The organism is Paraburkholderia sabiae, assembly GCF_030412785.1.
Taxonomy (GTDB): domain Bacteria; phylum Pseudomonadota; class Gammaproteobacteria; order Burkholderiales; family Burkholderiaceae; genus Paraburkholderia; species Paraburkholderia sabiae.
In genome coordinates, this window is sequence record NZ_CP125295.1 from 129,733 (window position 1) to 141,757 (window position 12,025).

At 61.2% G+C, this 12,025-nt stretch carries 14 protein-coding genes; 8 read left to right on the forward strand and 6 right to left on the reverse strand.

Annotated features, from left to right (window positions below; all coding sequences use genetic code 11):
* Positions 1-240: 240 nt before the first annotated feature.
* Both QEN71_RS00600 and QEN71_RS00605 read left to right on the forward strand, forming a co-directional pair.
* Positions 241-1,386, forward strand: coding sequence for a branched-chain amino acid ABC transporter substrate-binding protein (locus QEN71_RS00600; protein WP_012399535.1), 1,146 nt, complete (start codon positions 241-243; stop codon positions 1,384-1,386).
* A gap of 162 nt (positions 1,387-1,548) precedes the next feature.
* Positions 1,549-2,547 carry a cupin-like domain-containing protein gene (locus QEN71_RS00605; protein ID WP_201660860.1) on the forward strand — a complete coding sequence of 333 codons (999 nt, stop codon included), beginning with the start codon at positions 1,549-1,551 and terminating at the stop codon, positions 2,545-2,547.
* Positions 2,548-2,551: 4 nt separating this feature from the next.
* On the opposite strand, the gene QEN71_RS00610 is transcribed toward QEN71_RS00605, so the two are convergent.
* Together QEN71_RS00610 and QEN71_RS00615 are read right to left on the reverse strand one after the other, a co-directional pair.
* Positions 2,552-3,622, reverse strand: a complete 1,071-nt coding sequence (locus QEN71_RS00610; protein ID WP_233472134.1) for an MFS transporter — start codon at positions 3,620-3,622, stop codon at positions 2,552-2,554.
* A gap of 9 nt (positions 3,623-3,631) precedes the next feature.
* Positions 3,632-3,763 (reverse strand): hypothetical protein, encoded by a 132-nt coding sequence (locus QEN71_RS00615; protein WP_267909742.1) that lies wholly within the window; start codon positions 3,761-3,763, stop codon positions 3,632-3,634.
* A gap of 232 nt (positions 3,764-3,995) precedes the next feature.
* Here QEN71_RS00615 and QEN71_RS00620 point away from each other — a divergent pair, with 232 nt between their 5' ends.
* The 3 genes from QEN71_RS00620 to QEN71_RS00630 all read left to right on the forward strand — a co-directional run bounded on the left by QEN71_RS00620 (position 3,996) and on the right by QEN71_RS00630 (position 6,773).
* On the forward strand, positions 3,996-4,661 hold the full coding sequence (locus QEN71_RS00620; RefSeq protein WP_201660793.1) for a HugZ family pyridoxamine 5'-phosphate oxidase: 666 nt from the start codon (positions 3,996-3,998) through the stop codon (positions 4,659-4,661).
* Positions 4,662-5,019: 358 nt separating this feature from the next.
* Positions 5,020-5,322: an H-NS histone family protein gene (locus QEN71_RS00625; RefSeq protein ID WP_201660863.1), complete on the forward strand. Its 303-nt coding sequence runs from the start codon at positions 5,020-5,022 to the stop codon at positions 5,320-5,322.
* Positions 5,323-5,570: 248 nt separating this feature from the next.
* Positions 5,571-6,773, forward strand: coding sequence for a cation diffusion facilitator family transporter (locus QEN71_RS00630; protein WP_201660797.1), 1,203 nt, complete (start codon positions 5,571-5,573; stop codon positions 6,771-6,773).
* A 9-nt stretch (positions 6,774-6,782) separates the two neighbouring features.
* Here the strand turns inward: QEN71_RS00630 and QEN71_RS00635 are convergent, their stop codons facing one another.
* The 3 genes from QEN71_RS00635 to QEN71_RS00645 form a co-directional block, all read right to left on the reverse strand.
* Positions 6,783-7,241 (reverse strand): Lrp/AsnC family transcriptional regulator, encoded by a 459-nt coding sequence (locus tag QEN71_RS00635; RefSeq protein ID WP_012399541.1) that lies wholly within the window; start codon positions 7,239-7,241, stop codon positions 6,783-6,785.
* A 103-nt stretch (positions 7,242-7,344) separates the two neighbouring features.
* Positions 7,345-7,959, reverse strand: coding sequence for a 3'-5' exonuclease family protein (locus QEN71_RS00640; RefSeq protein ID WP_201660800.1), 615 nt, complete (start codon positions 7,957-7,959; stop codon positions 7,345-7,347).
* Positions 7,956-8,600, reverse strand: a complete 645-nt coding sequence (locus QEN71_RS00645) for an MBL fold metallo-hydrolase (protein ID WP_201660803.1) — start codon at positions 8,598-8,600, stop codon at positions 7,956-7,958. The genes QEN71_RS00640 and QEN71_RS00645 overlap by 4 nt, the downstream gene beginning before the upstream one ends.
* Before the next feature lie 652 nt (positions 8,601-9,252).
* On the opposite strand from QEN71_RS00645, the gene QEN71_RS00650 reads away from it, so the two are divergent.
* A complete protein-coding gene (locus QEN71_RS00650) occupies positions 9,253-9,852 on the forward strand; it encodes a septal ring lytic transglycosylase RlpA family protein (RefSeq protein ID WP_201660806.1) in 600 nt (199 codons plus the stop codon).
* A 75-nt stretch (positions 9,853-9,927) separates the two neighbouring features.
* Here the strand turns inward: QEN71_RS00650 and rsmI are convergent, their stop codons facing one another.
* On the reverse strand, positions 9,928-10,803 hold the full coding sequence (rsmI, locus tag QEN71_RS00655; RefSeq protein WP_201660809.1) for a 16S rRNA (cytidine(1402)-2'-O)-methyltransferase: 876 nt from the start codon (positions 10,801-10,803) through the stop codon (positions 9,928-9,930).
* Here rsmI and QEN71_RS00660 point away from each other — a divergent pair.
* Positions 10,802-11,272, forward strand: coding sequence for a YraN family protein (locus QEN71_RS00660; RefSeq protein WP_201660812.1), 471 nt, complete (start codon positions 10,802-10,804; stop codon positions 11,270-11,272). The two genes, rsmI and QEN71_RS00660, sit on opposite strands and share 2 nt — an antisense overlap.
* A gap of 164 nt (positions 11,273-11,436) precedes the next feature.
* Positions 11,437-12,024 carry a phosphoheptose isomerase gene (locus QEN71_RS00665; protein ID WP_201660815.1) on the forward strand — a complete coding sequence of 196 codons (588 nt, stop codon included), beginning with the start codon at positions 11,437-11,439 and terminating at the stop codon, positions 12,022-12,024.
* Position 12,025: the final 1 nt, after the last annotated feature.

The window sequence follows — 12,025 nt, forward strand, 5'->3', positions numbered from 1 at the left end:
TGGGATAAACGCTATTGGTAGTGTTCCCACTTTCTCAAAAAAACCCCACAAATTAATTTGATGGCCTACACTTGCGCGCAAGCGCGGGGCGCCACCTGCCACAAACAGGCTGGAACGCGTGCTTGCCAAGTGCATGAACGATGCATCCGGCGGAGTCGTCCACGGGATTTGAGCGACACGTGAAGGAAGCGGGGCACAAGGGCGATTACGTTGTTTTTCGGGACCGATACGGAGACTTACATGAACATCAAAATTCAAAAGCTGTTGCCGATCAGCGCTGCGGCGATGCTGTTTGCAACGTTGGCGACGACGGCTTCGGCCGACACCGTGGTCAAGATCGGCCATGTTGCGCCTTTGACGGGTGGCATTGCTCACCTGGGCAAGGACAACGAAAACGGCGCACGTCTCGCAGTCGAAGAGATCAACGCCAAGGGTCTGACGATCGGCGGCCAGAAGATCACGCTGCAACTGGATGCACAGGACGACGCAGCTGACCCGCGTACGGCTACGCAGGTCGCACAGAAGCTGGTCGACGACAAGGTCGTCGCAGTGGTCGGCCACCTGAACTCGGGCACGTCGATCCCGGCTTCGAAGATCTACAGCGATGCAGGCATCGTTCAGATCTCGCCGTCGGCAACGAACCCGGCCTACACGCAACAGGGCTTCAAGACGACGTACCGCGTCGTGGCAACGGATGCGCAGCAAGGTCCGGCACTGGCCAACTACGCAGCGAAGGGCCTGAAGGTGAAGAGCGTCGCGATCGTCGACGACTCGACGGCATACGGCCAGGGTCTCGCGAACGAATTCGAAAAGACGGCAAAGTCGCTGGGTCTGAACGTGATGTCGCATGACGCGACGAACGACAAGGCTGTCGACTTCCGCGCCATTCTGACGAAGATCAAGGGCGAAAACCCGGACGCGATCATGTACGGCGGCATGGACGCCACGGGCGGCCCGTTCGCCAAGCAAGCCAAGCAGCTCGGCCTGCGCGCGAAGGTGCTGGCTGGCGACGGCGTGTGTACCGACAAGCTGTCTGACCTGGCTGGCGACGCAACCGACAACATCGTCTGCTCGGAAGCCGGCATGGCGCTCGAGAAGATGGAAGGTGGCCAGGCGTTCCAGGCGAAGTACCAGAAGCGTTTCGGTCAGCCGATCCAGATCTACGCTCCGTTCACGTATGACGCTGTGTACATCATCGTCGACGCAATGAAGCGTGCTGGCTCGACGGATCCGGCGAAGATCCTCGCAGCAATGCCGAACACCGACTACAAGGGTGTGATCGGCGAAACGACCTTCGACTCGAAGGGCGACCTGAAGCACGGCGTGATCTCGCTGTACAACTACAAGTCCGGCAAGAAGACGCTGCTCGACGTCGTCAAGATGTAAGAGCGGTTGACGCAGCTTGCGCGCACGCGGTTCGCCGCGTCGCGCAGGACGCGAACCGGCCAGACAAGGCATCATAGGAGGCACGCGGGTTTAACCCGCGTGCCTTTTGTTTTGTGTGGCCGTTTTTGCGCATACCACGCGGGGGACGCGATCGTGACACGGATGATCGATGACGAATGGCGGCGCTGGATCGCCGAAAACCTGTTGCTCGATGCATCGCCCGAACATGTCCATGCCGTGCTCGTCGAACATGGCTTCGAGCGCGAACACGCTTTATGCGAGATCGATAGCACGCTGAATAGCCCTTATTTTCAAGCGGGTTCCCGCTTGCGCAATCGTTTGCGCAAGCGCGAATGGATGCTTTCCGTGTATGGCGAGCTGAATCGCATGCGAACGGGCGCGGATTGCGTCGAACGTCGCGCGCGGCTGTCGCGCGATGCGTTTTACGAGCAGTTCTATTTTCAGAACCGGCCTGTGATCGTCACCGGCATGATCGATTCGTGGCCCGCTCGCCGGCGCTGGAATTTCGATTACTTTCGCGCTCGCTGCGCGCAGGCCGAAGTGGAAGTGCAGTTCGGCCGCGATACGGACGCGAACTACGAGATCAATCAGCCGTCGCTGCGGCGCGCGATGCGTTTTGGCGAATATGTCGATCTCGTCGAACGCGCAGGCGTCACGAACGATTTCTATATGACGGCGAACAACGCGTCGCGCAATCGCGTGGCGCTGGCGGCGCTATGGGACGACGTGCCGCCCATCGGCGAATATCTGAATGCGACGTCGGCCGATGCGGGCTTTTTCTGGTTCGGTCCCGCCGGTACGAAAACGCCGTTTCATCACGACCTCACTAACAATCTGATGGCGCAGGTGATCGGCCGAAAACGCGTGTTGCTCGTGCCGTTCACCGACACCGCGCATATGTATAACCATCTGCATTGCTATTCGCAGATCGACGGCGGCGCGCTTGATGTCGAACGCTTTCCTTCGTTCGAACAGGCGCAGGTGATCGAATGCACGCTCGAGCCGGGCGAGCTGCTGTTTCTGCCCATCGGCTGGTGGCATTACGTCGAGGCGCTCGATGCTTCCGTCACAATGACGTACACGAATTTTCTCGAACGCAACGATTTCGCGCGCACGTACAGCACGTATCGCGAGTTGTGAGCGTTCAGATGCCGAGCCGGCGCAACACCTTGGGCCCGACGAACGCGACGAGCGCCGCGCACAGCGCGACGACGGACAGGCCGATGGGCAGATTCGTCACCTGCGCCACGCCGCCGATAATTACCGGCCCGAGCAGCAAGCCGAAGTACGCAAGCCCTGCGACGTGCGCGAGGCCCTCGGCGGCCGGAATGCCTTTGACACGCGCGGCCGCCGCGAACAGCACCGGCATCATGTTGGCGAGACCGAGCCCCATCATCGTGAAACCCGTTAGCGCCGCAATCGGATTCGGCAGAAGCAGCGCGCCGATCATGCCCGCGCATGCCAACGATGCGCTCGTGGCGATCAACTGCGGCGCGCCGAAACGTGCGCGCACGGCGTCGCCGGCGAACCGCGCGGCGGCCATGCCGCCAGAAAACGCCGCGTAGGCGGCGCTCGCCGCGGCGGGCGTCGACGCAACGACGTCGCGCATATAGACCGTCGCCCAGTCGTACATCGCACCTTCGGCGATCAGCGCAATCAGCGCAATCGCGCCGAGCGCCCACAGCGCGGGCGAGCGCCAGCGGCTGCCACGCGGCGCATGCGCGTCAGGATGCTCGGAATGCGGAACGTGCGGCAGCACGGCGGGGCACGCAGCCAGCAGCACGCCCGCGCTGATGAGCGCCGCGAGCAGCAGATGCACGGCCGGCGCCATCCCATGCGCCAGCGCCGCGCCGCCGACAGCCGCACCCGCCATACCGCCGAGGCTGAACATGCCGTGCAACGCCGACATGATCGGCCGGCCGAGCGCTTCTTCGACGGCGCTCGCTTCGGCGTTCATCGCGACATCGAGTGTCGCCATGCCTGCGCCGAAGAATGCGAGCAGCACGAGCAGCATCCAGTACGACGGCACGACCAGAATGAGCGCCGCGCACGCCGACATCACGAGCCCGCCCGCGAGACACGCGCGGCGCGTGCCGACGCGCGCGATCCACGGACCGTTCGTCACCATCGCGCCGATCGAGCCACCCGCGACCGCAAAGAGCGCGACGGACAGCATCGCCGGATTCAGATGGAAGCGGTCTCGCACCGTCGGCACGTGGACGCCCTAGGACGCATACATCATCCCGGCGATGAAGAAGAGCGCCATCGTCGCGTAACGCGCGCGGTTGCGCGCCGTCACGGACAGATTGCGGTGCGCGGCGGGCAGGGATGCGGAGTCGGAAGGGCGGTCGGACACGTAGAAACCTGGCGATCGAAGAAACGACGAAGAGGAACTGCAGGCAAGAAAGCGCAGTGAAAGCGCTTCCAGATTCTAGCGAAGCAATGGCATGTCGTGCGGACAAGTCCCTGAACTAATATCTACTTTCCACGCGCGGCGCGGCGCCCGTTCAGGCAGGGATCGACGTTGGACGGCCTCGTCGATCCAGCGGGCATCGTGCAGCGCGGATTCCATTCAATAAGGATGCGCCTTGAACATTCCCGCTCACGCCCCGTTGCATCTGCTGCATCAGGCCGCCATCGGCACGCTCGCTACGCACGCGCGCCAGCCGCAAGGCTTTCCGTATCCGACCGTGCTGCCGTTCGCACCCGACGCGCGACATCGCCCGACGATACTCGTGAGCCGTCTCGCCGAGCACACGCGCAACCTGCATACGGATCCACGCTCGGGTTTCCTGATCGTCCACGCGCCGGACGGCGACGTGCTCAATGGCCAGCGCGTCACGCTCGTTGGCACGTTCGAGCACGTCGAGCCGACGCCGGACGTGATCCAGCGCTACCTGCGCTATCACCCGGACGCCGAGCGCTACCTCGTGCTGGGGGATTTTTCTTTCTGGGTCATGTCGGTCGAGCGGATGCGTTATATCGGCGGGTTCGGCGCGATGGGCTGGCTAATGGCAGATGAACTCGATCCGCTCCCGCCTGTTTCGTTCGAAGAAGAAAGCGCGCTGATCGACATGATCGAGCGGCATCCGCGGCGGCCACAGCATGTTCGACTGCTGGGCGTCGACCGATATGGCGCGGACCTGGTGATGTCGGGCAACCGGAACCGCGTCATATTCGACACACCCGCTCCGGATTCGGAATCGCTGCGAGCCGTTCTCGAAGATTGCATCGTTCGTTTGGACGTTTCTTAAACGGCAAAGGCAAGGACGTTTTTACCTGATGATGAGCGCATTTCACAATTGCCCGGTTAAAAACTCGCATCGCATGAAATGTTTCGGAATAAATTAACCATTGCTTTTCATGGTTTGCCAGTTAATATGAATTTATTCCTCAGATGAGCGTTATTCAGTGAAAGAATAATTTGGACATCAGAGTTGCGGATTGAGCTCGCGCGTGAAAGTTTAAGAAATTGAGATTAATTAATTTTCGCGGACGTCTTTTCCGGAGTTTCTATTTTGTGTTAATCTCGCCACCAAATTCCGAGGCATGATCACTTTCCGGACTAATCGGCATAGACCGTCCGTCCATTTATTGAACCACAAGGAAACTATGTCCTCCTACAGGGAACTGCTCGCGCAGCGCGAAAAGCTCGAACAGCAGATCGAAGAGGCGAAAGCGCGCGAGTATGCGGAAGTGTTAAACGAGATCAAGCAGAAAATGGCTGATTACGGCATTACGCTCGCTGAACTCGGTGGTACGCGTGCGAAAGCCGTAAAGGCGGCGGGTCGTCCCCGTGCCGGAGTTGCGCCGAAATATCGCGATCCCGCGACCGGCAGCACCTGGTCGGGTCGTGGAAAGCCGCCGCGCTGGATTGCTGGTCAAGATCGCGAAAAATTTCTCATCGAGAAATAATATGACTTAATGCTTGCATTGCGAGCAATGCATTAAAGAAAACCGCGCCGCATTGAGGGGCGCGGTTTTTTATTGGGCGGTTTCTTTTCAATCCTTAGCAAACCGGGGCAGCCATGCCGCTGCCCGTTCGATGCGAATGCTTCGCATTATGATAACCACATGATTTAAAAGGTATTTTTTCTTCGCTTAACAGCGAATTCACGAAGCCGCGGGTAGAATTAATGGTAACGAACCCGTTTTCCCTTCAAATGTCTTCCACCCTGGCCGCCCAGTCCGCGGAAAAGCAGCGCGTTGCGCGCAAAAGCACTTACGTCAGCATCGGACTCAATACCGTGCTGATGACGATGCAGATTGCCATTGGCGTGTTCGCGCATTCCCAGGCGCTCGTTGCTGACGGCGTGCATTCGCTCGCCGATCTCATTTCCGATTTTGTCGTGCTGATTGCGAATCGCCATAGCGCAGCGGAACCGGACGCGGATCATAACTACGGACATAGCCGTTACGAAACGGTCGCTTCGCTATTTCTCGGCGGTTTGCTGATCTCGGTCGGCGTGGGCATGCTGTGGCGCGCCGGCACACGGCTCTCCGATCTGCAGCACATTCCCGCTGTCCATCTGAGCGCGCTGGCAGTGGCTGTCGTCGTGCTGCTGTCGAAAGAAGGGCTGTTCCGCTACATGCTGCGCGAGGCGCAACGCGTGCGTTCGGCGATGCTGATCGCGAACGCGTGGCACGCGCGCTCCGATGCGGCGTCTTCGCTGGTGGTGGCGCTGGGTATTCTCGGGAGCATTGCGGGCGTGCGGCTGCTCGACCCGATCGCGGCTGCGATCGTCGGCTTCATGGTCGCGCGCATGGGCTGGACGTTCGGTTGGGACGCGCTGCAGGATCTGTCCGATCGCGCGCTCGACGAAGCCGATACCGCCGATCTGCGAGCACGCATCATGTCGACGCCGGGCGTGCGCGACGTTCACGAATTGCGCACGCGGAAAATGGGCGACTTCGCGCTGGTCGACGCGCACATTCTCGTCGATCCGATGATCTCGGTTTCTGAAGGTCACTACATCGCGGAGACGGCGCGCTCGCGCGTGCTGTCGGATAACCGCGTGCTCGACGCGCTGATCCACGTCGATCCGGAAAACGATGCGATTGCGCGGCCGCCCGTCAACCTGCCGCCACGTGCAAAGATCGCCGCCGAGGTGGAAACGGCGCTCGCCGCGCAAGGGCTCAAGGCGGCCAGTGTGAATCTGCATTATCTGAGCACCGGGCTCGACGTCGAGGTGACCTTGCAGCCGTCCAGGCTCGACGCGCTCGAAAGCGAAGTGCATCAACTCGAACGAGTCGATCTCGAAGCGCTGAAGCTCACACTGGGCGCGCGCCGGTTGAGCGTGACGCACGCCGTCGATGTGTCGACGGCTGGCGCAGAGCTCGCACGGGAGCCGCGCGGCGACGCTTGAGCGCGCTGCTTAAAGCGGCAGCTGCGTATCGAATTTGATTTCGCGCAGCACGACGCTCGTGCGCACCTGTGCGACGGCGGGAATCTTGAAGATGCGGTCGTGAAGGAAAGTGTCGTACGCCTTGATGTCGGGCGCGACGATCTTGAGAATGTAGTCCGATTCGCCAGTCGTGCTGTAGCACTCGGTCACTTCGGGACAGGTGGCGATTTCGCGCTCGAACTGCTCGACGCCGCCTTCCGTGTGCCGCGTGAGGTGAATATGCGCGAGTGCGCAGACGTGCAGGCCGAGCTTTTCGCGGTCGAGCAACGCCGTGTAGCGCTGGATGATGCCCGATTGCTCCATGTCCTTGATGCGCCGCCAGCACGGCGTGCTGGAGAGCCCGACCTGGTCGGAGATTTCCTGCACCGAACGGCGCGCGTCTAGCTGCAGAAGACGCAGGATCTTTTGAGAGAACGTATCGAGTGTCAACTGCGCCTCCGTTGTCGCGTCGCCTTTTCATCAATGTTAGAGGCCGCGGAAACGAAACGCAATGCAAACCGCCGATACTGAGGGAGATTCCCTAAATTGCCGGCTACTCGGCGGGTTTTTGTCCTGAGTCGTCCCCATCTGCTTCCGACACGACGGCGCTCTGGCTCGCGCGCAGTTCCGCAAGCATGTTGCAGAAGAGCGCGCCTTGCTCGATGGCGTCGTCGAGCGCGACGTGTGTATGCGGATGGTCGTCGAACCAGTGCTTCGGAAAGCGCGGCTTGATGTTCTTTCGGTATGGCAAGCCCGTCATCGCGAACGCGAGCGTCTTGATGTCGAGCGCCGACCACGAGAACGGGCAGCGGTCGGTAAAGCGCATCATGTACCAGAACATGAAGGTGAAATCGAAGCCCGCCGGCATCGCGACGAACACGGGCTTGCCCGGCAGCGCCTCGACCCACTCGACATATTTGACCAGCGCCGCCGCCGGCTGCTGCAAGTCCTTGCGACACGCGGCCCACGCTTCGGGCTGCGTTTTCCACCACGCTTCCTGAACGGGATGAGGCGCAGCGCCTTCGAGCAATTCCAGGTTCGCCGAGAACGTGGCGATCAACTGCTTGTCGGCCGTATAGGCCGCCGACGCGAAGCTCAGCATCGAATGCGGGCCGGGAATCGGACCGTCCGCTTCGACGTCGGTGCTCACATAGATTTCCTCGCTCATGCGCCGACTCCGTCTGCGACATAGGGATTCGTGCGTCGCTCGTCGCCGAACGTCGATGTGGGGCCGTGGCCGGGGACGAACGTGACGTCGTCGCCAAGCGGCCAGAGCTTGTCGCGGATCGAGCGGATCAGGTCGCCGTGATTGCCGCGCGGAAAGTCGGTGCGGCCGATCGAGCCGGCGAACAGCACATCGCCGACGAGTGCGAGCCGATGCGCGCGGCTGAAGAAGATCACGTGTCCCGGCGTGTGGCCGGGGCAGTGAAAGACCTCAAGGGTTTCATCGCCGAACGTCACGGTGTCGTGGTCGTCGAGCCAGCGCGTCGGCTCGAACGCTTCGGCGGCGGGAAAGCCGAAACGCAGGCTTTGTTGCGGCAGTTGCTCGATCCAGAAACGCTCGTCGACATGCGGACCTTCGATCGGTACGCCGTAGTGTTCCGCCAGCGTCTTCGCGCCCGCGCAGTGATCGATATGACCGTGCGTGAGCAGCACCTTTTCTATCGACACCTTCTGGCGTTCGACCTCGCCTTTGATGATGTCGAGATCGCCGCCCGGATCGACGACGGCCGCGCGCCCGGTCTTCTCGCAGACGAGCAGCGAACTGTTCTGCTGGAACGGCGTGACGGGGATCAGGGTGACTTTCATGAGTGACGGATAAGTGACGACGTGCTTGGAAACCTCGATTGTACCGGCCGTCGCGACGCATGCCATTGGCCGAAAAGCCGACTGGCGAATACGAATTTTTGCAGTAATAGTGAGAATTCATCGACGGCAACTTGAGGTAGAGAACACAGGATTGTGTTTTTGGTATAATCTCGGTATGAGGTGTGGGAAATCGCACCGTCTTTTGGGTGAGCTGGCGTTTCGTCCTATAAAACGGGAACAGACGCTGCTGGTTCACCATCAAGCAAGTGCTGTCGGTTATGCCGATGGCAAATCCAGCATCGATCGTATTTTTCGATGCGCACGTCCTGTCTAGCCAGGTGCCACGCGCCTGTCACGGTCTCGCTACCGTAACGCTGGATGGGGCCTACGCCGCCTTCCTGAGCGCCGTGTTTTTCCGGTGCATGAGCGTGTGAACGTTCGATGGCGGCTTGTGGGGTCTGGCCAAAAACTGCGGGGACAGTTGCGTCAGACGTGAAAACTAACCGTGCGGTTGCGGCAGAAGGTGCCGCGTCCGGGCTTTCTTCGTCCTGCGCCAGCGTTGCGCAGCGCGCGCTCGCCCTTTGCCGCCGGAGTCGCTAGCAAACACGTAGCAATTCGCGTGATGCGGCTCGCATTTGCATCAATTTGTCTTATGAAAACTCGGCTACCCCGACGTGTTGGGACCGTTTTTGCCTTTTTGGCACTCGCTGGTTGTGCGGTGCCTCCGGGCGCGAATACCCAGGTAAGCGGTGTGTCCGCAACGACGAAGGACGCGCGTAATGTGCTCGCGCCGCAGTCGTACGGATCAGGTATGAACAATCTGCCCGATGCGGCAGACCAGAAGGGCAAACTCGCTGACGCAGAGCCGTTGACGGACGGCCCCAACATCGCGGACTTCCACCAGACGGGACGCGCGTCCTGGTACGGACGCGGCTTCCACGGCCGCAAGACGGCCAACGGCGAACGCTTCGACATGCACGCGCTGACGGCTGCGCACCGCACGTTGCCGCTCGGCTCGTACGTTCGCGTGACCAATCCGGCGACAAACGACACCGTCGTCGTGAAGATCAACGACCGTGGCCCGTACGCTCGCGGACGCGTGCTTGATCTTTCTTACGCGGCTGCGAAAATTCTGCATCTTGCGCATGTCGGTACTGCACGCGTGAAGATTGAAGGTCTGACGCAACGCGAGGCTAAGGCCGAGATGAAGGAAATCCTGGCTTCGAATCAGAGCGATTCGAACGAGAAGTAAGAGCGTCTTAGATGGATCGCCGTGGACACTGGATGTCCTCGGAAGAAAGGGCTGCGCGCGCAGCCCTTTTTGTTTTCACTCGTCTTTCTTGAGTTCGAGCGCGCGCGTGTACAACGTGTTGCGCGAGACGCCCGTCAGTGTGGCCGCGATCTTGGCCGCGCTGCTCACCGACACCTCTTCCAGCAACATGCCGAGAAGCGCGTCGTGATCGTGCTCGCCTTCGACATCGGCGGGCGCGCCTTCGACCACCAGCACGAATTCGCCGCGTTGCCGGTTCGTATCCTCTTCCAGCCACTTTGGCCCTTCGGCCAGGGTGCAGCGATGCAATCCCTCGTGTAATTTCGTCAACTCACGGCCGATCAGCAGACGGCGCTCGCCGCCGAATGCATCGGCGAGCGCCTGCACCGTTTCGACTATGCGATGCGGCGCTTCGTAGAACACCATGGCCTGCGAGTGCTTCGCAAGCGGAGCGAGCGCGGCGGCGCGCTGCTTCGCTTTGGGCGGCAGGAAGCCGAGAAAGGAGAACGTCGAGACCCAGTCGCCCGCGACGCTGAGCGCGGTCGCGAGCGCGCTCGCGCCAGGCAGCGGCACGACGGTGAAACCGGCTTCGCGGACGGCATCGACGAGTTTCGCGCCGGGGTCGGAGATGCCGGGCGTGCCTGCATCGGAGACATACGCAACGCGTTCGCCTGCTCGCAAAAAGTCGACGATGCGTTGCGCGGACTCACGTTCGTTGTGCTGATGCACGGCGACGAGCGGCTTCGAAATGCCATAGCGCGACAGCAGTTGTCCGGTGTTGCGCGTGTCTTCGGCCGCGATGCGATCCACGAGGCCGAGCACATGCAGCGCGCGCACGGTGATGTCGGCGATGTTGCCGATCGGCGTGGCCACGACGTAGAGCGCGGAGGCGGGGTACTGCTGCCCTTGCGCGAGTTCGGAAAGAGGAGTCATGACACGAAAGACGCAGACAGACGAAACAAGGCCGACATTGTGCCACGCGGATACACGCACACGAGACTGCGCGAGCGATGCCGCGCAGCGCTCGCACAACTTTTCGAAGGGCGCACGGTCCAAAACCGTCGGAGCCGCATTCGAAGCGCACGCGCTGACGTTTCTTCAGCGACAGCGTTTGCGCTTCGTCGCGCGTAATGTCGTGTGTCGTGGCGGCGAGATTGATCTCGTGATGAGCGAGCCGGACGGCGCGCTCGTGTTCGTCGAAGTGCGCGCGCGGGCGCGAAGCGGATATGGAGGCGCGGCGGCGAGCGTCGTGTGGCAGAAGCAGCAGCGCATCGTGCGGGCCGCGCAGCATTTTTTGTCGACGCATGATGTCGCGATGCCCGCGTGCCGGTTCGACGTGATCGCGTTCGAGCGCGGTCGTCTCGTGTGGCTGCGGGACGCTTTTCGTGCGGACGAAGGTTGAGCATGCGGATTCGCCGCGTGAGTACGCTAAACTTGCGGACGCGAAAGGGACGACCCCAAAGGGCGGCTGCTTTCGTGCGCTCATGTTCGCGCGGGGAAGGGCACACGTCTAATTGAACCAGCGCTGCCAGGCGGGCGGCGCGAGCAGTACACGATAGAGAGTCGATGTCAGTCGAACGCATTCAACAACACTTCCGCGATAGCGCGGCAGTCACACTCGCAGCACTTGAAGAACTGTCGATGCCGATCGCGGCGGCCGTCGATACGATGTTTGCCGCGCTTGCAAACGGCAACAAGATTTTGACTTGCGGCAATGGCGGTTCCGCTGCCGACGCGCAGTACTTCGCCGCCGAACTGATCGGCGGTTTCGAGCGTGAGCGCCCTGCGTTGGCGGCCATCGCGCTGACGACGGATTCGTCGATCATCACCGGCATCGCGAACGATGCCTCGCTCGACCAGATTTTCGCGACGCAGGTTCGCGCGCTCGGGCAGCCCGGCGACGTGCTGTTCGCGATCACGACGTCGGGCAATCCAGCCAATATTCTCGCTGCCATCGAAGACGCGCACGATCGCGAGATGATCGTGGTCGCGTTGTCGGGCAAGGGCGGCGGCAAGATCAATGAAATGCTGCACGACACCGACATCCATATTTGCGCGCCGTCCGATCGCACGGCGCGCGTGCAGGAAGTGCATCTGTTGACGATCCATAGTCTGTGCGACGGCATCGATGCCATGTTGCTCGGCGAAGAATGAT

Excerpts from the sequence above, each read along its gene's own strand:
- QEN71_RS00600 (WP_012399535.1), top strand. The coding sequence starts at position 241 with ATGAACATCAAAATTCAAAAGCTGTTGCCGATCAGCGCTGCGGCGATG.
- QEN71_RS00605 (WP_201660860.1), top strand. The coding sequence starts at position 1,549 with ATGATCGATGACGAATGGCGGCGCTGGATCGCCGAAAACCTGTTGCTC.
- QEN71_RS00625 (WP_201660863.1), top strand. The coding sequence starts at position 5,020 with ATGTCCTCCTACAGGGAACTGCTCGCGCAGCGCGAAAAGCTCGAACAG.
- QEN71_RS00630 (WP_201660797.1), top strand. The coding sequence starts at position 5,571 with ATGTCTTCCACCCTGGCCGCCCAGTCCGCGGAAAAGCAGCGCGTTGCG.
- QEN71_RS00640 (WP_201660800.1), bottom strand. The coding sequence starts at position 7,959 with ATGAGCGAGGAAATCTATGTGAGCACCGACGTCGAAGCGGACGGTCCG.
- QEN71_RS00645 (WP_201660803.1), bottom strand. The coding sequence starts at position 8,600 with ATGAAAGTCACCCTGATCCCCGTCACGCCGTTCCAGCAGAACAGTTCG.
- QEN71_RS00650 (WP_201660806.1), top strand. The coding sequence starts at position 9,253 with ATGAAAACTCGGCTACCCCGACGTGTTGGGACCGTTTTTGCCTTTTTG.
- QEN71_RS00660 (WP_201660812.1), top strand. The coding sequence starts at position 10,802 with ATGACACGAAAGACGCAGACAGACGAAACAAGGCCGACATTGTGCCAC.
- rsmI (WP_201660809.1), bottom strand. The coding sequence starts at position 10,803 with ATGACTCCTCTTTCCGAACTCGCGCAAGGGCAGCAGTACCCCGCCTCC.
- QEN71_RS00665 (WP_201660815.1), top strand. The coding sequence starts at position 11,437 with ATGTCAGTCGAACGCATTCAACAACACTTCCGCGATAGCGCGGCAGTC.